General features: G+C 73.1%; 18 protein-coding genes and 1 tRNA gene. 15 read left to right on the top strand and 4 right to left on the bottom strand.

Annotated features, from left to right (window positions below; all coding sequences use genetic code 11):
• The first annotated feature begins 28 nt into the window (after positions 1-28).
• Positions 29-1516 carry a pyruvate kinase gene (pyk, locus tag KW076_RS08515; RefSeq protein ID WP_224354947.1) on the top strand — a complete coding sequence of 496 codons (1488 nt, stop codon included), beginning with the start codon at positions 29-31 and terminating at the stop codon, positions 1514-1516.
• A 21-nt stretch (positions 1517-1537) separates the two neighbouring features.
• On the opposite strand, the gene KW076_RS08510 is transcribed toward pyk, so the two are convergent.
• Positions 1538-2143 (bottom strand): ANTAR domain-containing response regulator, encoded by a 606-nt coding sequence (locus KW076_RS08510; RefSeq protein WP_224354946.1) that lies wholly within the window; start codon positions 2141-2143, stop codon positions 1538-1540.
• A 201-nt stretch (positions 2144-2344) separates the two neighbouring features.
• Here KW076_RS08510 and KW076_RS08505 point away from each other — a divergent pair.
• From KW076_RS08505 to KW076_RS08475, 8 genes are all read left to right on the top strand, one after another.
• Positions 2345-2426: transfer RNA gene (locus KW076_RS08505), tRNA-Leu, on the top strand.
• A 39-nt stretch (positions 2427-2465) separates the two neighbouring features.
• The gene (locus tag KW076_RS12525; RefSeq protein ID WP_255612516.1) at positions 2466-2591 is read left to right on the top strand and encodes a hypothetical protein; all 126 of its coding nucleotides are present in this window, start codon (positions 2466-2468) and stop codon (positions 2589-2591) included.
• 43 nt (positions 2592-2634) lie between these two features.
• Positions 2635-5472, top strand: coding sequence for a DUF4040 family protein (locus KW076_RS08500; protein WP_224354945.1), 2838 nt, complete (start codon positions 2635-2637; stop codon positions 5470-5472).
• On the top strand, positions 5469-5924 hold the full coding sequence (locus KW076_RS08495; protein ID WP_224354944.1) for a sodium:proton antiporter: 456 nt from the start codon (positions 5469-5471) through the stop codon (positions 5922-5924). The genes KW076_RS08500 and KW076_RS08495 overlap by 4 nt, the downstream gene beginning before the upstream one ends.
• A complete protein-coding gene (locus tag KW076_RS08490; protein ID WP_224354943.1) occupies positions 5921-7609 on the top strand; it encodes a monovalent cation/H+ antiporter subunit D family protein in 1689 nt (562 codons plus the stop codon). The genes KW076_RS08495 and KW076_RS08490 overlap by 4 nt, the downstream gene beginning before the upstream one ends.
• Positions 7610-7652: 43 nt before the next feature.
• Complete coding sequence (locus KW076_RS08485; protein WP_224354942.1) at positions 7653-8087, top strand: Na+/H+ antiporter subunit E; 435 nt, start codon at positions 7653-7655, stop codon at positions 8085-8087.
• Positions 8084-8374 carry an MrpF/PhaF family protein gene (locus KW076_RS08480; RefSeq protein ID WP_224354941.1) on the top strand — a complete coding sequence of 97 codons (291 nt, stop codon included), beginning with the start codon at positions 8084-8086 and terminating at the stop codon, positions 8372-8374. The genes KW076_RS08485 and KW076_RS08480 overlap by 4 nt, the downstream gene beginning before the upstream one ends.
• 13 nt (positions 8375-8387) lie before the next feature.
• Positions 8388-8762, top strand: a complete 375-nt coding sequence (locus tag KW076_RS08475) for a cation:proton antiporter (RefSeq protein ID WP_224354940.1) — start codon at positions 8388-8390, stop codon at positions 8760-8762.
• 31 nt (positions 8763-8793) lie between these two features.
• Here the strand turns inward: KW076_RS08475 and KW076_RS08470 are convergent, their stop codons facing one another.
• On the bottom strand, positions 8794-9324 hold the full coding sequence (locus KW076_RS08470; RefSeq protein WP_434084315.1) for a hotdog fold thioesterase: 531 nt from the start codon (positions 9322-9324) through the stop codon (positions 8794-8796).
• Between the two features lie 42 nt (positions 9325-9366).
• Here KW076_RS08470 and polA point away from each other — a divergent pair, with 42 nt between their 5' ends.
• From polA to rpsA, 3 genes are all read left to right on the top strand, one after another.
• The gene (polA, locus tag KW076_RS08465) at positions 9367-12174 is read left to right on the top strand and encodes a DNA polymerase I (RefSeq protein WP_224354939.1); all 2808 of its coding nucleotides are present in this window, start codon (positions 9367-9369) and stop codon (positions 12172-12174) included.
• A complete protein-coding gene (locus KW076_RS08460) occupies positions 12158-13498 on the top strand; it encodes a GNAT family N-acetyltransferase (protein ID WP_224354938.1) in 1341 nt (446 codons plus the stop codon). Before polA ends, KW076_RS08460 begins: the two co-directional genes overlap by 17 nt.
• A gap of 142 nt (positions 13499-13640) precedes the next feature.
• Entirely contained in the window at positions 13641-15092 is a 1452-nt protein-coding gene (gene rpsA, locus KW076_RS08455; RefSeq protein ID WP_224354937.1) for a 30S ribosomal protein S1, read from the top strand.
• Between the two features lie 142 nt (positions 15093-15234).
• Here the strand turns inward: rpsA and KW076_RS08450 are convergent, their stop codons facing one another.
• Entirely contained in the window at positions 15235-16575 is a 1341-nt protein-coding gene (locus tag KW076_RS08450) for a class I SAM-dependent methyltransferase (RefSeq protein ID WP_224354936.1), read from the bottom strand.
• Between the two features lie 43 nt (positions 16576-16618).
• Complete coding sequence (locus KW076_RS08445; protein ID WP_224354935.1) at positions 16619-17332, bottom strand: IMPACT family protein; 714 nt, start codon at positions 17330-17332, stop codon at positions 16619-16621.
• A gap of 160 nt (positions 17333-17492) precedes the next feature.
• On the opposite strand from KW076_RS08445, the gene coaE (KW076_RS08440) reads away from it, so the two are divergent.
• The 3 genes from coaE (KW076_RS08440) to uvrB all read left to right on the top strand — a co-directional run bounded on the left by coaE (KW076_RS08440) (position 17493) and on the right by uvrB (position 22764).
• Positions 17493-19868, top strand: a complete 2376-nt coding sequence (gene coaE, locus KW076_RS08440; RefSeq protein ID WP_224354934.1) for a dephospho-CoA kinase — start codon at positions 17493-17495, stop codon at positions 19866-19868.
• A 143-nt stretch (positions 19869-20011) separates the two neighbouring features.
• Complete coding sequence (gene coaE / locus KW076_RS08435) at positions 20012-20635, top strand: dephospho-CoA kinase (RefSeq protein ID WP_224354933.1); 624 nt, start codon at positions 20012-20014, stop codon at positions 20633-20635.
• Positions 20632-22764: an excinuclease ABC subunit UvrB gene (gene uvrB / locus KW076_RS08430; RefSeq protein ID WP_224354932.1), complete on the top strand. Its 2133-nt coding sequence runs from the start codon at positions 20632-20634 to the stop codon at positions 22762-22764. Before coaE (KW076_RS08435) ends, uvrB begins: the two co-directional genes overlap by 4 nt.
• Positions 22765-22818: the final 54 nt, after the last annotated feature.

Below are 22818 nucleotides of genomic sequence, written 5' to 3'. Positions count from 1 at the left end.
GGCGGGCCCGCGGCCTAGGGTGGACCCCATGAGACACGCCAAGATCATCGCCACCTTCGGCCCGGCCACCCAGACCGACGAGACCACCCGCGCGCTGATCCGGGCAGGCGCCGACGTGGTCCGTCTGAACATGAGCCACGGAGACCACGAGGTCCACGCCTCGTCCTATGAGCGCGTCCGTCGGCTCTCGGTCGAGGAGAAGCGCCCCGTCGCGATCTTCGCGGACCTGCAGGGCCCCAAGATCCGCCTGGCCCGCTTCTCCGACGGGCCGCACGAGCTCGCCGTGGGGGACCGGTTCACCATCACCACCCGCGAGGTCACCGGCAGCAGGGAGATCGTCGGCACCACCCACAAGGGCCTGCCCGGGGACGTCAGCGTGGGCGACCCGCTCCTGGTCGACGACGGCAAGGTCCGGCTGCGCGCCGTGGAGGTGACGGACACCGACGTGGTGACCGAGGTCGTCGTCCCCGGCAAGGTCTCCGACAACAAGGGCATCAACCTGCCCGGCGTCGCCGTGAACGTGCCCGCCCTGTCGGAGAAGGACGAGGAGGACCTGCGCTGGGCCCTCGAGACCGGCGTGGACATGGTCGCCCTCTCCTTCGTGCGCGACGCGGCGGACGTCACGCGCGTGCACGAGGTCATGGACGAGGTCGGGCGCCGGATCCCGGTGATCGCCAAGATCGAGAAGCCGCAGGCCGTGGACAACCTCGAGGCCATCGTCGACGCCTTCGACGCCATCATGGTGGCGCGCGGCGACCTCGGCGTGGAGCTGCCGCTGGAGGACGTGCCGATCGTCCAGAAGCGCGCCATCGAGCTCGCCCGCCGGTGGGCGAAGCCCGTCATCGTGGCCACCCAGGTCCTGGAGTCCATGATCGAGAACCCCCGGCCGACGCGCGCCGAGGCCTCGGACTGCGCCAACGCGGTGCTGGACGGCGCGGACGCCGTGATGCTCTCCGGCGAGACCTCCGTGGGCGCCTACCCGGTGCAGACCGTCGAGACGATGGCGCGGATCATCGAGTCCACGGAGACCCACGGCCTGGACATGATCCACCCCCTCGGCTCGCGCCCCCGCACCCGCGGCGGCGCGATCACCCGTGCGGCCGTGGAGGTGGCCGGCCAGCTGGACATCCCGTTCCTGGCCACGTTCACGGAGTCCGGTGACACGGCGCGTCGGCTGTCCCGCCTGCGCCCGAGCCAGCCGATCTACGCGTTCACGCACGAGGAGCACACCCACAACATCCTGTGCCTGACGTGGGGCGTCTACCCGAAGATGGTCCCGTTCGCGGACTCCACGGACAAGATGACCATGCAGGTGGAGGAGTCCCTCACCAGCGAGGGGATCGCGGAGCAGGGCGACCTCGTCGTGATCGCGGCGGGCTCTCCTCCTGGGAAGGTCGGCTCCACGAACACCCTGCGCGTCCACCGCGTGGGCGACGGCGTCGCCGCGGACTCCTCGCCCGTGGCCCCGGAGGATCGCGAGCCGGTCGGCTTCTGGGCGGCGCACTCGCCGATGTGATCCCCGCGGGGGACCGGAGCGTCAGGCGCCGATCTGGTCGACGACCGTCTGCGCGACCTCGCGCATGGTCAGGCGCCGGTCCATGGACGTCTTCTGGATCCAGCGGAAGGACTCGGCTTCGGAGAGGCCCATGTGCGCCTGCAGCAGGGACTTGGCGCGGTCCACGAGCTTGCGTGTGGCCAGCCGGTCCTCCAGGCCGCGCACCTCCTCCTCGAGCCCGCGCAGCTGGTCGAAGCGCGCCACCGCGAGCTCCATCGCGGGCAGGAGGTCCTTCTCCGTGAAGGGCTTGACCACGTAGGCCATGGCACCGACCTGGGAGGCCCGCTCGACGAGGTCCCGCTGGCTGAACGCGGTGAGCATGACCACGGGGGCCAGCCGCTCGGCGGCGATCTCCCCGGCGGCGGCGATGCCGTCCATGACGGGCATCATCACGTCCATGACCACGATGTCCGGGCGGTGCTCCCGGACGGCCGCGACCGCGGCCTGCCCGTCGCCGACCTCCGCGACGACCGTGTGCCCGGCGTGCGTCAGGGTCTCCACGACGTCCAGGCGGATGAGGGCCTCGTCCTCGGCGACGACGACGCGCAGCCCGGCGGTCGGGTCGGCGCTCTCAGCGGGGATGGTCATCGGGCGACTCCTCGTGCAGGACGGACGGCGGGGGCGCGCCGACGAGCGGTCGCCCGGAGCCCCGGGGCCGGCGTCGAGGGCGGCACTGCGGCCCAGCCTACTCGGGCGCGGGAGGGCGGGAGCCGGTGCGTCCGAGCGCGTCCGCCCCGGAGTGTCACGCGCGTCACTGGTACAGTGTCCGCGTCCGCCGATCGGCGGCCGGCCCGAATGGTGGAATCGGTAGACACGCCGCACTCAAAATGCGGTGCCGCAAGGCGTGTGGGTTCGAGTCCCACTTCGGGCACCGTCAACCGCGTCAACCGCGCGCCGGGAGGAGGCCCCCGTGTCCGCTCCGCAGCGTCACGCCGTGAGCCTGCTGGCCACCGCGTGCCCGGTGCGCGCCGTGGGGACGAACGGGCAGATCTCCGAGTGGGGGAGCGTCCAGGCGGGGGAACCGCCCCGGCGCTGAGCCGCCGCCGCCCGTCGTCCGCCCTCGAGCCCCCGAGGTGTCCATGCTGCTGACCAGCCTCCTGCTCACCCTCCTCGCCGTCGTCCTGGCCGCCCCCCTCGGGCGCACCCTCGGCCGCGACGCCGGATGGGTCCTCGCCCTTCCCCTGCTGACCTCCGCGGGGGCCCTCGTGTCCGCGCGCGCCGGCGGGGGCGGGGAGACCGTCGTCGAGCGCCGTCCGTGGATCCCGTCCCTGGGAGCCCACCTGGACCTGCGCCTGGACGGACTCGCGTTCGTCTTCGCGCTGCTGGTGCTCGTGGTGGGCGCGGGCATCCTGGCCTACTCCAGCCGGTACCTGCCCCGGGACCGAGACGAGGCCCGCGCCGGCTCCTTCTACACGCTGATGACGGCGTTCGCCGCGTCCATGCTGCTGCTGGTGCTGGCGGACAACCTGGTGGTCCTGTTCGTGGCGTGGGAGTTCACGTCCTTCGCCTCGTTCCTGCTGATCGCCCGTTCCGGGGACCACGCGCGCCGCCCGGCGATCCGCACCCTCCTCGTCACGGTCGGCGGAGGGCTGTGCCTGCTCGCCGCGGTCGCGCTGACGGCCGCGCGCACCGGGACGGCGTCCCTGTCCGGGGCGCTGGCCTCGGACGCGTGGGCGGACCCGGGCTTCGCCGCCCCGGTGGCCGCGCTGCTGGCCGTCGCCGCGTTCACCAAGTCGGCGCAGTTCCCGTTCCAGTCCTGGCTGCCGGACTCCATGGTGGCCATCTCCCCGGTCTCCGCGTACCTGCACGCCGCCGCCATGGTGAAGGCCGGCATCTACCTGCTGCTGGTGTTCAGCCCCGTGCTGGCCGGCACGCCCGTCTGGTCCGCCCTCCTGATCGGCTCCGGCCTGACGACGGCGCTGCTCGGCGCGGTCTCCGCGATCCGCCGGCACGACCTCAAGGGCCTGCTGGCCTACTCCACCATGAGCCAGCTCGGCCTCCTGGTGACGGCGATCGGCGTCGGCACCCCCACCGCCCTGGCCGCCGCGGTGGTGCACACCGTGGCGCACGCCCTGTTCAAGTCCACGCTGTTCATGCTCATCGGGGTCGTGGACCACGAGGCGGGCACCCGCGACCTGCGCGACCTCGCCGCCCGCCACGTGCGGATGCCCGTCACCGGCGCCGCGATCGCCGTGGCGGCCGCCTCCATGGCGGGTCTGCCCCCGCTGCTGGGCTTCGTCTCCAAGGAGGGCCTGCTCGACGCCGCCCTCGGTGCGCAGGGCCCGGCCTGGCTGCCCGGCCTGGTCACCGCGGGCATCGCCCTGACCAGCGTGTTCACCGTCGCCTACTCCGGTCGCCTGGTGCTCGGCGCCCTCGGCGTGTGGGGCACCGCGCCCGCCGGTGCCGCCGACATGTGGTCGGCGGGCCGCGGCGAGGACGTCCACGAGGCCCCCGCGGCCTTCTGGGCCGTGCCCGTGCTCGGCGTGGTCGTGACCCTGGTCCTCGGGCTGGTCCCCGGCGTCCTCGACGAGGCCGTCGCGGCCGCCGCCACGGCCGCGGCCGGCGCCCCGGTCCACGCGCACCTCGCACTCTGGCACGGCGTGACCCCGGCGCTGCTCGTCTCGGCAGGCGTCATCGCGGCGGGCCTGGCCCTGGTGGCCGCGCGCCGTCCGGTCGAGCGCGTCGCCTCCCATGCGGGGCTGCCGTTCTCGGGCCTCGGCGTCGTGGACGGGATCCTGCGCGGGGCCGTGTCCCTGGGCGCCGCGGTCTCCCGCGTCTCCGGCGGCATCGCCCCGCGGGCGCACCTGCTGATGCCCGCACTGGTGCTCGGTGCCTTCGCCGTGGCCGGGGTCGTCGCGTCGCCGGATCTGCCGGCCGTCGTCGGGCAGCCCTCGCGCTGGCATGACTGGGCGTTGGTCGCCCTCGTCGGCGTGGGCGTGGCCGCCACCCTGCGCGCGCGCACCCGCATCGCGGCCATGGTGGTCGTGGGCACGGTGGGCTTCGGCGTCACGCTGTGGTTCTTCACCCTCGGGGCCGTGGACGTGGCCCTCACCCAGCTGATGGTGGAGGTCCTCACCGTCTGCGTCATGGTGCTGCTGCTCCGCCGCCTGCCCGCCCGATTCTCTGCGGAGTCCACGCCGCACCGCGCGGGGGCGGTGGCCGCCGCGGTGATCGCCGGCGTCGCCTCCACCCTGAGCGTGCTGGCCTTCACGGGCCGGCGGGAGATCTCGGACATCGCGCAGTACTACCTGGACCGCACCTACCCGGACGCCGGCGGGCACAACGTCGTCAACGTGATCCTCGTGGACTTCCGCGCGCTCGACACGCTGGGGGAGATGACGGTGCTCGGTGTGACCGGTCTGACCGTCGCCGCCCTGCTCATGAACCGCCGCCCGGCGCCCCCGCAGCCGTCCGCCGTGGACGTGCGCTCCCCGCTGGCCGCGGTCCACGAGAACCTCGTCTACGCCCGGACCTTCGGCCGCGCGCTGGGGCCCATCATCCTGGTGCTGTCCGTGCTGCTGCTGCTGCGCGGCCACTACGAGCCCGGGGGCGGGTTCATCGCCGCGCTCGTCGGCGGCGCGGGCTACGCGCTGCTGCACCTCTCCGCGGACACGGACGACGAGCCGCGCCTGCGCTGGCCGTACCTGGCCCTGATCGGCGGCGGCGTGACCCTGGGCACCGTGGCCGGCCTGGCCGGGTACCTCACCGGCAAGGGCTTCCTCGGGTCGGCGAGCGTCAAGGTCCTCGGCTACAGCCTGGGCACCACCCTGGCCTTCGACATGGGCGTGTACCTCGCCGTCCTCGGGCTGATCGTGGCCGCGTTCCGCCTCCTGGGCCCGGACAACGCCACCGCCGACGACGCCGCCCCCGCACCGACCACCGGCGGCGAGTCCGCCCGAGAGGAGGCGGCCCGATGACCGTCGCGCTCACCGTCGGCCTGCTCATGGCCGGCGCCGTCTACCTGTTCTCCAAGCGCGAGCTGCTGCGCGTGATCCTGGGCATGGTCCTGCTGGGCCATGCCGCGAACCTCGCGATCCTGGCCACCGGCGGCACCGACCGCCGCGCCCTGCCGTTCGTGGACGGCGGCCCCGCCCCGGCCGGGGCTGCCGACCCGTTGCCTCAGGCGTTCGTGCTGACGGCCATCGTCATCTCCTTCGCGGTGACCGTCCTGCTGCTCGTGCTCGCCGTGACCGGCCGTGCGGACGACGCCGTCGCCGCCCCGGGCGAGCGCCCCGACGTCCGCGAGGCCGCGGCCGCGGACGCCCGCTTCCCCCTGGCCGAGCGCCATGCGGCGGCCCGCACCCTGACCGGCTCCCTGCCCGCCGCGCCGGAGGCCGGCGCCACGCCCGAGCGGGAGGAGCGCGCATGAGCGACCACGCCGTCGGACTGCTGCTGCCCCTGTTCGTCGCCGTGCCGCTCCTGTCGGCGGGGCTGCTCGTCGTCGCAGGCTCCCGGCCCCGCCTCCATCGGGCCGTGCTGGCCGCCGTGCTCGCCGGCGGGACCGTCGGGGGAGGCCTGCTCATGGCCCGCGCGGCGGACGGCTCCGTGGCCGCCGCGGGCGTGGGCGGATGGCCGGACGGCATCGCGATCGCGTTCGCCGCGGACATGCTCACCGGGCTGATGGTCGCGCTCACGGCGGGGCTGACGCTCGTGGGCGCGTGGTTCGCCTACGGCTCCCGCGTGGCCAACTCGGCCCACTTCGCGCCCTTCATGCTCGTGCTCATGGCCGGCGTGCACGGGGCCCTGCTCACCGCGGACCTGTTCAACCTGTTCGTGTTCATCGAGGTCATGCTGCTGCCCTCCTACGGGCTGTACGTGCTCTCCGCGAACCGCCGTGAGCCCCTGCGGCGCGTGGACGGCGCCCGCATGTACGTGACCCTGAACCTGCTGACCTCCACGATCCTGGTCACGGGCGTCGGCTTCGTGTACGCCCTCACGGGCTCGGTGAACATGGCCGTGCTGGCCGGGGCCGCGCGCGGCGACGTGCGCGTCGCCCTCGCGGCGGGCCTCGTCCTCTTCGCGCTGTCCATCAAGGCGTCCATGCTGCCGATGCACGGCTGGCTCGCCCGCGCCTACCCGTCCACCTCCCCGGCGGTGACGGCGATCTTCGCCGCGCTCCACACCAAGGTCGCGGTCTACGCCATGTACCGGATCTACATGGTCGTGTACGACGGCGACCCCCGCCTCCTCGGGCTCATCCTGACGCTGTGCCTGGCCACGCTGATGGTCGGCGCCGTGGCGTCCGTGGGCGAGCACGGGGCGCGCGCGGTGCTGTCCTGGCAGATGGTCTCGGGCATCGGCGGCATCATGGTCGGACTCGGCCTGGCCACCCAGGCCGGGCTGTCCGCGGGCCTGTTCTACCTGGTGCACCACATGGTGGTCATGGCGTGCCTGCTCACCGCCACGGGCGCGATCGAGGTGCGCTACGGCTCCGGCCGGCTGGCCGACCTGCAGGGCCTCGCGGTGCGCGAGCCGCTGATCGCCGCCGCGTTCTTCGTCGGCATGCTGTCCCTGGTGGGCATCCCGCCGTTCTCCGGGTTCGCCGGCAAGCTCGCCCTGGTGCTGGCCGGCGTCGCGGCGGGCCGCACGGTCACGGTGGTGCTCGTCCTGGTCGCCTCCCTCATCAGCCTGTGGGCGCTCCTGCGGATCTGGGACGCCTGGTTCTGGGGTCGCCCCCGGGCCCCGCACGGCCATCGGGAGCGGCTCGACACCGCCGCGCTGCCCCTGGTCCACGGGGACGGCGTCATGCCGGCCGCCGGCGCCCCCGTGCACCCCGCGGGCCGCGGCTCGAGCACGGACTCGGAGCGCGCGGAGGCCTGGGCGTCGACGGAGACCCTGGACACGCCCACGGGCGTCCTGCCCGTCGTCGTCGACCCGGACGAGGACCACACGGCCTCGCGCATCCCGCTGCGCCTGGCCGGCCCGGCCGCGCTGATGGCCGCCGCCACCCTCGCCCTCGGCCTCGGCGCCGAGGGGCTCTGGTCCGTGACGGACCAGGCGGCCCGCGGCCTGGCCGACCCCACCGCGTACATCGAGGCGGTGCTCGGCCGATGACCCCGACCCGAACCGTCCGCCCGCCGCGTGAGGAGGCCTCGTCATGACCGTCCACCATCCCGACGGGGGCGTCGACCTGACCCCCGGCACCGCCTCGGCGGCGTCCTGGCCGCTGCGCTGGCTCCTGTTCTGGTGCTGGTACGCGTGGGCCCTCGTGACGTCCTCGGGCGCGGTGCTCCACGACCTGCTGACCCCCGGGGACCAGGCTCGCTCCGGCATCGCGCGGGTGCGCAGCAACTGCCGCACCGACGCCGAGGTCACCCTGTTCTCCGCCCTGATCACCCTCACCCCGGGCACCCTCACCCTGGGCACCCGGCGCGAGGGCGCCCAGGGTCAGGAGCCGGGCGACCCCGAGGCCCGCCGCCTGCTGTACGTCCACGGCCTGTACGCCGACGACGCCGACGCCCTGCGCGCCGAGATCCACGACATGGAGGCCCGCATGCTCCACGCGATGCGCCGCACGGGGGTGGCCCGATGAGCGGGCTCCTGCAGGACTACGACTGGTCGCTGGCGGGGATCGACCTCGCCATCGCCCTGCTGCTCGTGGCCGCGCTGGTGTCCGCCGTGCGCATCCTCCGCGGCCCGCTCGACGCCGACCGCGCCGTCTCCGGGGACCTGCTGACCTTCAGCGTCCTGGGCATGGTGGTGATGTTCGGCGTCCGCGCGCAGAACCCGTTCACGTTCGACCTGGTGCTGGTGGCGGCGATCGTCGCGTTCCTCTCCGGGATGTCCCTGGCCCGCGCGCTGACGCGCGGCAAGCGCTGAGAGGAGGACCCCCGTGGACCTCGTGATGACCGTGGCCGGCTCCGTCCTCGCCGTGGCGGGCGCCGTCGTGTTCCTGGGCGCCGCCGTCGGGCTGATCCGCTTCCCGGACCCCTACACCCGCATCTCCGCGACCGGCACGGCCGGCGGCGTCGGGATGATCCTGATCGTCACCGGTGGGCTGCTGCTCATGCCGTCCGTCGCGAACCTCGTGAAGGTCGTCCTGATCGTGGTGCTGCAGCTGGGCACCGCGGCGATCGCCACCATGGCCCTGGGCCGGTCGGCGTACCTGACGGGCGTGCCGATGAACCTCGCCCACTACGACGAGCTGGCGGAGGACACCCCCGGGCGGGAGCACGGCGAGCCCGCGCCCCGGCACCCGGAGGACTGACGCCGCGCAGGATCGGGCCGCGCGTCGGCCCTCAGCGGGGGTCGAGCAGCATGTTCGTCATCCGCACCGTGGAGAGGCGCCGCCCCTCCTCGTCCGTCATGACGATCTCGTGCGTGGTGAGCGTGCGCCCCAGGTGGATCGCGGTGGCCGTGCCGGTGACCAGGCCGGAGCGGACCGAGCGGTGATGCGTCGCGCCGATCTCCGTGCCCACGGCGCCGCGGTGCGGCCCGGCATGGACCTTCGCGGAGAGGGAGCCGAGCGACTCGGCCAGCACCAGGTGCGCTCCCCCGTGGAGCAGCCCCACGGGCTGCTCGTTGCCGGCGACCGGCATGGTGGCGACGGAGCGCTCTGCGGACAGCTCGAGGAACCGGATGCCCATCTTCAGGGCGAGGTGGCTCACGGCCGGGCCGCCGAGGGCCTCCTGCACGGCGGGCGTCATGCCCGCCGCCGTCGCGAGCGCCGCCCGCTCCTCGTCGGTGAGCTCGGGGCGGATTCCGGCGTGGAAGGTGAGCCCCGCGAGGAGGGCCTGGGCACGCTCGGGAGCGGTGGTCGTGTCGGTCATGCCCAGTAGGCTGGCAGGGTCTGTCGAGAGGAGCAACACCACATGGGTGAGAACAGCACCGAGGCCCGTCCCCGCCTGCTCGTGCTGGACGGCCATTCCATGGCCTTCCGCGCGTTCTACGCGCTGCCGGCGGAGAACTTCGCCACGGACACCGGCCAGCACACCAACGCCGTGTACGGGTTCACGTCCATGCTGCTCACGATGATCCGGCAGCAGGCCCCCACCCACGTGGCGGTCGCCTTCGACCTCTCCGGCCCCACGTTCCGCTCCGCCGAATACGGCGAGTACAAGGCGGGGCGCTCCGAGACCCCGGCCGAGTTCGCGGGCCAGATCGAGTTGACGGTCAAGGTCATGGAGGCCCTCGGCATCCCCACGCTCACCAAGGAGGACTTCGAGGCCGACGACATCGTCGCGACCCTCTCCGCCCAGGCGGAGGCCCAGGGCTGGGACGTGTGCGTGGTCTCGGGGGACCGGGACGCGTTCCAACTCATCTCGGAGCGCACCCAGGTGCTCTACCCGAAGAAGGGCGTCTCCGACATCCCGCCCATGACGGCCGCGGACGTGGAGGCCAAGTACGGCGTCCGCCCGGAGCAGTACCCCGAGCTGGCGGCCCTCGTCGGGGAGTCCGCGGACAACCTGCCCGGCGTGCCCGGCGTCGGCCCCGGCTTCGCGGCGAAGTGGCTGCAGAAGTACGGGGACCTGGACGGCGTGCTCGCCCACGCGGACGAGATCACCGGCAAGAAGGGCGAGGCGCTGCGCGCGCACCTCGACGACGTGCGCCGCAACCGCCGCCTGAACGCGCTCGTGCGCGACCTGGACCTCGACGTCTCCCTGGACGCCATGGAGCTGACCATGCCGGAGCGGGAGGTCGTCGAGGAGCTGTTCGACGCGCTGCAGTTCCAGCGCATCCGGGAGCGCGTGTTCGAGGTGTTCGCCGAGCGCCTCGGCTCGGCCGCTCCGGCCGCCCCCGTGGCCGAGGCCCCCGCCGCCGTGCTCGCCGCCACCGCGGACGACGTCCACGCGTTCGTCTCCGCCCACGCCGGCACCCTGCTCGGCCTGCACGTGGAGATCGACGGCCCGGACCTGCTGCCCAAGCGCAAGGTGCCGGTCCCGGGGACGTTCGGCACGCCCGTCGGGCTCGCACTGGCCGCCGAGGACGCCGCCCTCTACGTGGACCTGACGGACGCCGACGCGGACCCCGGCCTGGTCGCCGCCCTCGGCGACCTGCTGGCGGAGGACGGTGCGGCCAAGGCCGTGCACGACCTCAAGCGCACCCTCAAGGCGATCGCCGTGCCCACCGGCCCCACCGCCCTGCCTGCGGACACGTCCCTGCACGGCGTCGTCGACGACGTCGCCCTCTCGGCCTACCTGATCCAGCCGGATCGGCGGGACACCGACCTGGCCACCCTCTCCCAGGCACACCTGCAGGAGCCGCTCGAGGCGCCCGAGTCGGCCGCCGCGGGGGCGCAGGGCGCCTTCGACCTGGACGGCGCGCAGGAGGAGGCCGAGCGCACCGCGCGCGCGGCCCGGGCTGCCCGCTCCGCGTGGGTGGTGCGCCGGCTGTCCCAGGCGTTCACCCCGCAGGTGCTCGAGCGCGGCGCCCAGCGGCTCCTCCAGGAGATGGAGATCCCGCTGGCGCGCCTGCTGGCCCGCATGGAGCTCGCCGGCATCGCCGTGGACGGGGACGCCCTGTCCGCCCTGCTGGCCGACTTCACCGACCGCGCCGAGGCGGCCAAGGAGTCCGCGTGGGCGTCCGTGGCCGAGGAGACCGGTGGGATGAAGGTCAACCTGGGCTCCCCGAAGCAGCTGCAGGAGGTGCTGTTCGAGCACCTCGACATGCCGAAGACCCGCAAGACGAAGACGGGCTGGTCCACCGACGTGGACTCGCTGCAGGACCTCCTGGAGCAGACGCAGCACCCGTTCCTCGAGAACCTCATGGCGCACCGGGACGCCACCAAGCTCAGGCAGACCGTCGAGGGGCTGCGGGAGACGGTCGCCCCGGACGGCCGGATCCACACCACGTACTCGCAGACCGTCGCGGCCACCGGCCGCCTGTCCTCGCTGCACCCGAACCTGCAGAACATCCCGGTGCGCACCGAGGCCGGGCGGCGGATCCGTGAGGCCTTCGTGGCCGCGCCCGTGGACGGCGAGCCGGCCGAGCTGCTCTCCGCCGACTACTCGCAGATCGAGATGCGCATCATGGCGCACCTCTCCGAGGACGCCGGCCTGATCGAGGCGTTCAACTCGGGGGAGGACCTCCACTCGTTCGTGGGCTCCCAGGTGTTCGGCGTGGACCCCGACGACGTCACCTCGGAGCAGCGCTCCAAGGTCAAGGCGATGAGCTACGGGCTGGCCTACGGGCTGTCCTCCTTCGGCCTGTCCAAGCAGCTGAAGATCTCCGTGGACGAGGCGCGCGGCCTCATGAAGGGGTACTTCGACCGGTTCGGCGGCGTGCGGGACTACCTGCGCGACGTCGTCGCCCAGGCCCGCAGGGACGGCTTCACCTCCACCATCGAGGGACGTCGCCGCTACCTGCCGGACCTCACCAGCGACAACCGCCAGCTGCGGGACATGGCCGAGCGGGCCGCCCTCAACGCACCCATCCAGGGCTCGGCGGCGGACATCATCAAGCGCGCCATGCTGGACGTGCAGGCGGGCCTGGTGGAGCAGGGGCTCCGATCGCGCCTGCTGCTGCAGGTCCACGACGAGCTCATCCTCGAGGTCCCGGCCTCCGAGCTCGACGCCGCGACCGCTCTGCTGCAGGAGCGGATGGGCCGGGCCGCCGACCTCTCGGTGCCCCTGGACGTGCACGTGGGCCACGGAGGGACCTGGCATGCGGCCGCACACTGACCTTCAGCCGACGGCGACGCCGCGGGCCGACGCGGAGGTGCTTGCCGAGCAGGGCCTCGCGCTCGTGGTCGCACCGGGGCGGGCGGCCGATCCGGCGTTCGAGCGGCACACGACGGCCGTCGAGCGGGGCTTCTATGAGCAGGTCCCGTCCGGAGAGGCCATGGCCCAGCTCCTCGAGGCAGGGGAGGCGGACGGCCGACGCATGGTCGACGTGCTCCCGCTGGGCGCGGATCCCGCGACGACCCGCCCGGTGGCGACGTTCGAGGACTTCCGCTCCGAGTTGACGGTCAGCCCCGGCGTCGCCGTGTCCGCGTGGCTGATCTCCGGCGTCACCGTGGACCCGGGCTTCCGCCGCCGCGGCCTGCTGCGCACCATGATGACGCGCAGCCTGGCCGACGCCGTGGCGGCCGGGGTCCCGGTGGCCGCCCTGACGGCCTCGGAGGCGGCCATCTACGGCCGCTTCGGCTTCGGTGCGGCCACCCGCTGGCGCCGCGCCCGACTCGACACCCGGGGGGACGTGCGCCTGCGCGGGGCCCCGTCCGCCGGCCGGGTGACGCGCGAGGAGCCTCGGGAGGTCGGAGCACTGGCCGACGAGCTCTACCAGCACGTGCGACGGCTGACCCCGGGGGCCACCCAACGTCCCACCATGACCGCGATCGGGTGGGAGGACCGGAGCCGCTTCAAGAACGACGGCAAGGGGTCCGGTCTCTACGCGGCCGTGCACCGCGACGCGGCGGGGACGGCCCAGGGGATCGCGCTCTACCGCCCCCAGGGCTGGGACGTCGAGCCGCCCACGGTGACCATGGAGCTCTTCCTGGCGCTCACTCCCGATGCACGGCGCGGCCTGCTGACCCATCTGACCTCTCTGGACCTCATCGAGCGGATCGTCTGGGAGCGGGCGCCCGAGGCCGGGTGGCCGGAGGCTCTGCTGGAGGACGAGCGCCGCCTGCGCACGGAACGCGACGGCGACGACCTCTACCTCCGGATCCTCGATGTCCCCGCCGCCCTGGGGGCGCGGGCGGACCTCGGCGACGGTGAGGTCGTCGTCGACGTGACGGACCCGCTCGGGCACGCGGCGGGGGCCTGGCGGATCCGGGCGCGCGACGGCGTCGCCGAGGTGACGGAGGCCGCCGAGGGCGAGGCCGAGCTCGGGCTGGACGTGGCGGACCTGTCGGCGGTGTGGCTGGGAGGGCACGGCTCGGCCGGCGGGGTCGCGGCACGGGTCGCCACGGGGCTGGTGCGCGAGGTCGTCCCCGGTGCCGGGGCGCGGCTGGACGCGCTGCTGCGCCCTAGCGTGCCCGTGCGGTCACTGGTGGGTTTCTGATAGTCTGGTGCAGCACATTCGTGCGCATTCGTGAACTGACCAATCCAACCCACGTCGGGTGGGGGCGCTGTCGTGCCCCCGGGGGCCTCCGCTGAGGCGCCGCGCCGGACGTGATCCCTGATCCCAACGGAGTCCCTCCTACATGACCACCACTTCCAACGCCCCGCAGGTCGCCATCAACGACATCGGCTCTGCCGAGGACCTGCTCGCCGCCATCGACGCGACCATCAAGTACTTCAACGATGGCGACCTCGTCGAGGGCACCGTCGTCAAGGTGGACCGCGACGAGGTCCTGCTCGACATCGGCTACAAGACCGAGGGCGTCATCCCGTCCCGCGAGCTGTCCATCAAGCACGACGTGGACCCGGACGAGGTCGTGGCCGTGGGCGACACCGTCGAGGCCCTGGTCCTCACCAAGGAGGACAAGGAGGGTCGTCTGATCCTCTCCAAGAAGCGCGCCCAGTACGAGCGCGCCTGGGGCGACATCGAGAAGGTCAAGGAGGAGGACGGCGTCGTCGAGGGCACCGTCATCGAGGTCGTCAAGGGCGGCCTCATCCTCGACATCGGCCTGCGCGGCTTCCTGCCGGCGTCGCTGGTCGAGATGCGCCGCGTGCGTGACCTGGCCCCCTACATCGGCCAGAAGCTCGAGGCGAAGATCATCGAGCTGGACAAGAACCGCAACAACGTGGTGCTGTCCCGCCGCGCCTGGCTCGAGCAGACCCAGTCCGAGGTCCGCTCCAACTTCCTCCACAAGCTGGAGAAGGGCCAGGTCCGCCAGGGCACCGTGTCCTCCATCGTCAACTTCGGCGCCTTCGTCGACCTGGGCGGCGTGGACGGCCTCGTGCACGTCTCCGAGCTGTCCTGGAAGCACATCGACCACCCGTCCGAGGTCGTCGAGGTGGGCCAGGACGTCACCGTCGAGGTCCTCGACGTGGACATGGACCGCGAGCGTGTCTCCCTGTCGCTGAAGGCGACCCAGGAGGACCCGTGGCAGCTGTTCGCCCGCACCCACGCCCTGGGCCAGGTCGTGCCGGGCAAGGTCACCAAGCTCGTCCCCTTCGGCGCGTTCGTGCGCGTCGAGGACGGCATCGAGGGCCTGGTGCACATCTCCGAGCTGGCCTCGCGCCACATCGACACCGCCGAGCAGGTCGTGTCCGTCAACGACCAGCTGTTCGTCAAGGTCATCGACATCGACCTCGAGCGCCGTCGCATCTCGCTGTCCCTCAAGCAGGCCAACGAGGGCGTGGACCCCGAGGGCACCGAGTTCGACCCGGCGCTGTACGGCATGGCCGCCGAGTACGACGACGAGGGCAACTACAAGTACCCCGAGGGCTTCGACGTCGAGACCAACGAGTGGATGGAGGGCTTCGAGTCCGAGCGCGCCTCCTGGGAGCAGCAGTACGCCGACGCCCAGACCCGCTGGGAGGCCCACAAGGAGCAGGTGCGCCGCTCCCTCGAGGAGGAGGCGCAGGCCCCGGCCGGCAACGCCTCCACGGCGTCCTCCTACTCCTCCGAGGCTCCGGCCTCCGACGGCGGCACCCTGGCCTCCGACGAGGCCCTCGCCGCCCTGCGCGAGAAGCTCACCGGCAACTGATCCCCTGGATCACGCCGTGAGCGGCGCGGCCGCCTGAGACCGCGCCCCGCACCCCGACGGGCCCCGTCCTCCCCACGGAGGGCGGGGCCCGTCGCCGTCCGCGCGGACGGACGCCGTCGTGTCCGGCAGGCGGTCGCCCGGGTCAGCGCCGGGTGGAGACGGTGACCGTGAAGGTGCGGTTGCGTGCGACCTGCCGCGTGGGCCCCACGGCGGTCTCGAGGACGGGGCGGTGGCGCAGGTGGGAGTTCCACACACACCACAGCTCCCCGCCGGGGGCGAGGATGCGCCCGGCGGCCTCGATCATCCGGTGGGCCACGGTGGGGTCGACGGCCGTGCCGTCGTGGAACGGCGGGTTGAGCAGCACCGCGCGGACGGACGCGTCCGGGAGTGCACCCAGGGCATCGTCCTGGACGGCCGTGATCCGCTCCGCCAGGCCGTTGGCCTCGGCCGTGGCGGCGGAGGAGGCGACGGCGTCGGCGGACTGGTCGCTCGCCAGCACCGCGGCCTCGGGCCAGACGCGCGCGGCCACCACGGAGAGCATCCCGTTGCCGGAGCCCGCGTCCACGACGTCCGGCGCGCCGGCCCGCGTGGCCCACGGGATGTCCACGCCGAGGCCGGAGTCCGTGCGCATCCGGTGCGGCGCGGGCACGGGCAGGGCGGGGGCGCGGTCCGCGAGCGTGCCCGCCAGCAGGAGGCTGCCCGGATCCGCCGCGGCGCCGCCGAAGGTCGCCCAGCCGCCCACGAGCGTCACCGCTCCCAGCCGGCCCAGCCGGTGCTGCGCGCGGCGCGGGGCGGGCTCGGTCGCGTCGTCCACCGGGCGGGCGGCGGTGATCACGCGTGACTTGGACCGGCCCCGCCCGGGCACGACGGCGGCGAAGGAGCGGGCCAGGACGTCGTTCATGGACGGCGTCATGTGCTTGTCCCGGCCCGCGCCGAGCACCAGTACGTCGGGGGCCGCGTGGACCGCGATGCGCGCGGCCGTCAGGTGCAGGGCGTCCAGGGCCCGGGGGAGCAGCAGGAGCACCGTCCGCGCGTCGGCGAGGGTGGCGGCGTCCACCCCGCCCACCGTGAGGCGCCCCCAGCCGGCGGGCAGGGCCCCGTCCGCGTCCCGGAACAGGTCCAGGTTGCGCTCCACGGAACGGGCCGCGGACGCCTCGTCCAGACCGAGCCGCACGTTCAGCCCGCGGGCGAGCAGCGGGAGTGACACGGCGCCGTGCTGGTCGTGCAGCACCGCCACGGGTCCCGGCACGCGCCCGTCCGCCGTCCACCCGGCGAGGGTGTCGACCAGCAGGAGGTCGGCGGCGTCATGGGCCTGGCGCTCCCGGGACTCGGGCAGCGGCCAGCGCCCGAGCCGCTCGAAGGGGAACTCCGCCGTCCAGTCCCGCGGCAGCCCCCGTCCCGCGGCGTCGGGCGTGACGAGCTCCGTGGCGGTCAGGCGGGCAGGGCCGGGGTCCCGGGGCGGGGTCTGCGCGATGGCGTCCATCCGACCATCCTAGGAACCGCGCCCTCTCCCGGACGCCGTCCCGTCACGCGAGGGCCCCGTCGACCCACACGTGCCCGGCGGGCGCGGCCACGGCCGAGCCCGACGTGATCCGGGCGACCGCGGACGCCAGGGCGGAGTGCCCGTCCGGGACGTCGGGGACGGCCAGGTCGATCACGGCCTGGGGGCCGTCCCAGCGCACGCCCTCGAGGGACGCCCCCGTCAGTTCCAGCTCATGCGCCCAGCGTCCGGCCTCGCCGTGCGGCGCGGCCAGCTCGTAGCGGGCCCGCCGCGTGCGGCGGACGAGCGGGGCGGCGTCCAGGGCCCGGCTGACGGCGTCCGAGTACGCCCGGACGAGGCCGCCCGCCCCGAGCTTCACCCCGCCGAACCACCGCACGACGACGGCGGTCACGTCTGTCAGGTCGGTCGCCCCGCCGCCGGTGTCGCGGAGGGAGAGGGCCTCGAGCATGGGGACGCCCGCAGTGCCCGCGGGCTCACCGTCGTCGTTGGAGCGCATGCGCCGCCGGCCGGGACCGAGGATCCACGCGCTGCAGACGTGCCGGGCGTCATGGTGGCGGCGGCGCAGGGTCGCCACCACGGCGCGGGCCGCCTCCTCGTCGGGCGTGCGGGCGAGCACCGCCAGGAACCGGCTGCGGCGGACCTCCTCCTCGTGGACCACCCAGCCGTCCTCGGCCAGGGCGCCGGCGGCCAGGACGGTGCAGGCCACCGGGCCGCCGGCGGGGGGAGCGGGGGAGTCCATGCCGTCCAGCGTAGGCCGCGGAGGAGACGGAGGGACCGTCAAGTGTTCACCCCCGGTGAAATCAGCCCTAGGGTCGTCGGCCGTGCCCTCCGTGCACCAGATCCGGGTGCCGACCCTTTGGACCGGCGGCCCCGGGTGCCGACGACACCCATCCCCTCGCATGAACTCACTCCACACCCGCGTCCACGATGCCCTCGGGCTCCGCACCAGCCCCGCCATCTTCTTCACCTCCGCGGCCGTGATCGTCCTCTTCACCGCGGCCATGGGCCTGTTCCCGGGCCCCGTCCAGGAGGTGTTCGGCGTGGTGGCCGGCTGGCTGCGCTACGACATCGGCTGGTTCTACACCCTCAGCGCCACCCTGCTGGCCCTGTTCGCGGTGCTGCTGGCCTGCAGCCGCTACGGCCGCATCAAGCTCGGCGATGACGACGCCACCCCCGAGTACACGGGCGTCGCCTGGTTCGGCATGATGTTCGCCGCCGGCGTCGGCGCCGTCATCATGTTCTGGGGCATCGCCGAGCCGATGAACCACTACGCCAACCCGCCGATGCCCGGCACGGAGCCGTTCTCCGACCAGGCCGCCCTGCAGGCCATGGACATCGCGAACTTCCACTTCACGATCCACATGTGGGCCATCCTCCTGGTCCCCGGCCTGTGCTTCGGGTACTTCACGTACAAGCGCAAGCTGCCGCCGCGCGTGTCCTCCGCGTTCCAGCCGCTGCTGGGCGACCGGATTCACGGGCCGATCGGCAAGGCGATCGACGTGATCTCCGTCGTGTCCACCGTGTTCGGCCTCGCCGTCTCGACCGGCCTGGGCGCCCTGCAGATCAACGCGGGCATGAACTACGTCCTCGGGACCCCCGTGGCCGGCTGGGTGCAGGCCCTGATCCTGGCCGTGATCACCGCCGCGGGCGTGTGCTCCGTCCTGGCGGGCATGGACAGCGGCGTGAAGCGCCTGTCCTACATCAACATCGTGGTCGCCGTGGCCCTGATGCTGTTCGTGCTGATGTTCTCGATCTCTACCAACGACGTGCTGCGCGGCACCGTGCAGTCCGTCGGATCGTTCGTGGGCCACCTGCCCGTGCTCTCCACGTTCAACGACGTGTTCGGCTCGGGCCGCTGGTCCGGAGACTGGACGGTGTTCTACTGGGCGTGGACCGTGACCTGGGCGCCGTTCGTCGGCATGTTCGTCGCGAAGATCTCCCGGGGCCGCACCATCCGCGAGTTCGTGACGGCAGGCCTGGGGCTGCCCTCGATCTTCACCATGATCTGGATGGGGATCTACGGCTACTCCGCCTTCCAGGCCGACCGGGCCACCGCCGCCGGGCCGGGCCAGGGCGGCGACCTCACGCGCACCATCGTGGAGGAGGGCAACGTGCAGGCGGCGCTGTTCCAGCACCTGCAGGGCATGCCCCTCTACCTCCCGGTGGCGATCGTCGCCCTGGTCGTGATCACCCTGTTCTTCGTCACCTCCATCGACTCCGGAGCCCTCGTCATGGACGCCATGGCCAACGGCCACGAGGACCCGGCCCCGCGCCGCCAGGGTGCGTTCTGGGCGATCTCCATCGGCGCGGTCTGCGCCGCGATCATCCTCACGGCGGGCGAGAACGGCCTGGACGCGCTCCAGGAGGTCATCATCGTGATCGGCTTCCCCGTGATGCTGCTGACCCTCGTACAGGCGGCCATGCTCCTGCAGGCGCTGCGCGAGGACGCCGGCGCCGCCCGCCCGATCCGCACCCGTCAGTGGAAGCAGGTCCTGCCCGCGGAGGAGTACCACCGCCGCGCGCAGGAGGACGGCGTGGACATCCAGGAGTACGTCATCCGCCCCGAGTTCGAGCCGGGCACCGAGCCCGAGTTCGACACCCACACCCCCAACACGTGGCACCAGCAGCGCACCGTGGCCCAGCGGGCGCTGCTCACCCTGGGCCTCACCGGCGGCATGGCCTCCGGGCGCACCGCGGTGGGCGAGGAGCTGGAGCGGCTCGGCGCCGTCGTCGTGGAGTTCGACGACCTGCTGGACGAACTGCTCGTGCCCGGCGCCCCGGTGCTCGACGAGGTCCGCGAGGTCTTCGGCGACGATGTCGTGCGCGCCGACGGGACGCTGGACGCGCGCGCGATGAACGCGCTGATCGACGCCTCCGAGGCGGCCCGCTCCCGGTTCTACGAGATCGTCTCCCCGCTGGTGCGCGCCGAGGCCGACGCGCGGGCCAAGGCCATCGGCGACGACGCCGTGCTCGTGGTGGACCTCGCCCTGCTCGCGGAGACCGGCAGCGCCCGGGACTTCGACCAGGTGCTGGCCGTCTCCGCACCCGCCGAGGTGCGCGTGCAGCGCCTCGTCGACGAGCGTCACGTCACCCGGGAGCGCGCCTGGGCCCTGCTCGACGAGGGCGCCCAGGACGACGAGCGTGCGGCGATCGCGGACACCGTCATCGAGAACGGCGGCACCCGCGAGGAGCTGCGCGCCGCCGTCGAGGCGTACTGGGCGGAGAAGGTGGCCCCCGCCGTGGAGGCCGCACGCATCGCCGGCGGCGTCGGCTGACGCCTGCCGCCCCCGCCTTCCGTGCCGACATCGGGCGGCCGTCCCCTCGGGGGCGGCCGCCCGCGGCGCGTCCGGGTCCGTCGCCGGACGCGCGATCGAGGCATACTGGCAGGACCATCCGCCCCCGCAGCACCGGAGGAACCATGACCGACGCCGTCACCGACGTGACCCTGCGCCCCCGCCTCCACGTGGGGCTGACCGGAGGGATCGCCGCGGGCAAGTCCGCCGTGGCCGCCGAGCTGGAGCGCTGCGGCGCCCTGCTGGTGGACTCCGACGCCCTCGCCCGGCTGGTGCTCGAGCCCGGCACCGAGGGTCTGGCGGCCGTCCAGGACGCGTTCGGCGACCGGGTGATCGCGGCCGACGGCTCCCTGGACCGGGCCGCGCTGGCGCAGATCGTGTTCGCCGACCCCGCCGCCCGCCAGCGCCTCAACGGGATCGTGCACCCGCGGGTGCGCCGCATGGCCCGCGAGATCGTGGCGCAGGCCGGGCCGGACGCCGTCGTCGTCCAGGACGTGCCACTGCTGGTGGAGACCGGCCAGGCCGATGCCTTCGACCTGGTGATCGTGGTCGAGGCCCCCGCCGAGGAGCGGATCCGGCGCATGGTGGAGGACCGCGGGATGTCCCGCGAGGACGCTCTCGCCCGCATGGCGGCGCAGGCCACGGACGAGGAGCGGGCGGCGGTGGCCGACGTCGTCATCGTCAACGACGGTGACCTGGACCGGCTCCGCGAGATCACCCGTCGCGTGTGGGAGGGGATGGCCGCATGAGCCTGGCCAAGCAGATCAACCGCGTCGTCGCGCCCTTCGAGGTCGTCTCCCCGTATCAGCCCTCGGGCGACCAGCCCACCGCCATCGCGGAGATCGCCGAGCGGGTGCAGGCGGGGGAGAAGGACGTGGTGCTCATGGGCGCCACGGGCACCGGCAAGTCCGCCACCACGGCGTGGGTCATCGAGCAGCTGCAGCGCCCCACCCTCGTGATGGTGCAGAACAAGACCCTCGCCGCGCAGCTGGCCAACGAGTTCCGCGAGCTGCTGCCGAACAACGCGGTCGAGTACTTCGTGTCCTACTACGACTACTACCAGCCGGAGGCGTACGTCCCGCAGACGGACACCTTCATCGAGAAGGACTCCTCCATCAACGAGGAGGTCGAGCGCCTCCGCCACTCGGCCACGAACGCGCTGCTGACCCGGCGCGACGTCGTGGTGGTGGCCACCGTGTCCTGCATCTACGGCCTCGGTACGCCCGAGGAGTACATCGCGCAGATGGTCACCCTGCGCCGCGGCCAGGAGATGGACCGGGACGCGCTGCTGCGGCGGTTCGTGCAGATGCAGTACGTCCGCAACGACGTCGACTTCCACCGCGGCACGTTCCGCGTGCGCGGCGACACCGTGGAGATCATCCCCATGTACGAGGAGCTCGCCGTGCGGATCGAGTTCTTCGGCGACGAGGTGGAGTCCATCCAGACCCTGCACCCGCTCACCGGCCAGGTGGTCCGCGAGGAGGAGGAGATGTACATCTTCCCGGCCTCGCACTACGTGGCCGGCGACGAGCGCATGGGCCGCGCGATCGCCACGATCGAGGACGAGCTGCGCGAGCGGCTGCAGGAGCTCGAGTCCCAGGACAAGCTGCTGGAGGCCCAGCGGCTGCGCATGCGCACCACCTACGACCTCGAGATGATGCAGCAGATGGGATACTGCAACGGCATCGAGAACTACTCCCGGCACATCGACGGCCGCCCCGCCGGCTCGGCCCCGCACTGCCTCCTGGACTACTTCCCGGACGACTTCCTGCTGGTGGTGGACGAGTCCCACGTGACCATCCCGCAGATCGGCGCGATGTACGAGGGCGACATGTCCCGCAAGCGCACCCTCGTGGAGCACGGCTTCCGCCTGCCCTCCGCCATGGACAACCGGCCGCTCAAGTGGGACGAGTTCCTCGAGCGGATCGGCCAGACCGTGTACCTCTCCGCCACCCCGGGCCAGTACGAGCTGTCCCAGGCGGACGGCGTCGTCGAGCAGATCATCCGCCCCACCGGCCTCGTGGACCCCACGGTGGTGGTCAAGCCCACGCAGGGCCAGATCGACGACCTGCTCGAGCAGATCCGGACCCGCACAGAGAAGGACGAGCGCGTCCTGGTGACGACGCTGACCAAGCGCATGGCCGAGGACCTCACCGAGTACCTGCTGGAGGCGGGGGTGAAGGTGGAGTACCTCCACTCGGACGTGGACACCCTGCGCCGCGTCGAGCTGCTGCGCGAACTGCGCAAGGGCACCTTCGACGTCCTCGTGGGCATCAACCTGCTGCGCGAGGGCCTGGACCTGCCCGAGGTGTCGCTGGTGTCCATCCTCGACGCGGACAAGGAGGGCTTCCTGCGCTCCACCACGTCGCTGATCCAGACCATCGGCCGCGCCGCCCGCAACGTCTCCGGCGAGGTGCACATGTACGCGGACCGGGTCACCGACTCCATGCGGCGGGCGATCGAGGAGACCGAGCGCCGTCGCGAGGTCCAGATCCGCTACAACGCGGAGCACGGGATCGACCCGCAGCCGCTGCGCAAGAAGATCGCGGACATCACCGACGCCCTGGCCCGCGAGGACGCGGACAGTGCCGACTTCCTCAAGGGCATGGGTGGGGTGAAGGCGGGCTTCGACTACGGCATGGGCCACCGCGGGCTGGGGTCGCTGGACCACGAGCCGCCCGCGGGCGAGGTCCCCTCCGGTTCGCCGGCCGTCGACCCGGCCGCGCTGCCCGCCAAGGACCTGGCGCAGCTCATCGAGCAGATGTCCGCCCAGATGCACCAGGCGGCGGCCGACCTCCAGTTCGAGCTGGCCGCGCGCCTCCGCGACGAGATCGGCGACCTCAAGAAGGAGCTGCGGCAGATGAAGCGCGAGCAGTGAACCGCCGCCGGCACGGGTCCACGAAAAACCTGATAATCGCCGATTATCAGTGAT

The sequence above is a fragment of the Micrococcus porci genome (genome assembly GCF_020097155.1).
GTDB classification, from domain to species: domain Bacteria; phylum Actinomycetota; class Actinomycetes; order Actinomycetales; family Micrococcaceae; genus Micrococcus; species Micrococcus porci.
Note: the sequence above shows the minus strand (reverse complement) of the source record. Positions and strands in the feature narration are given on the sequence as shown.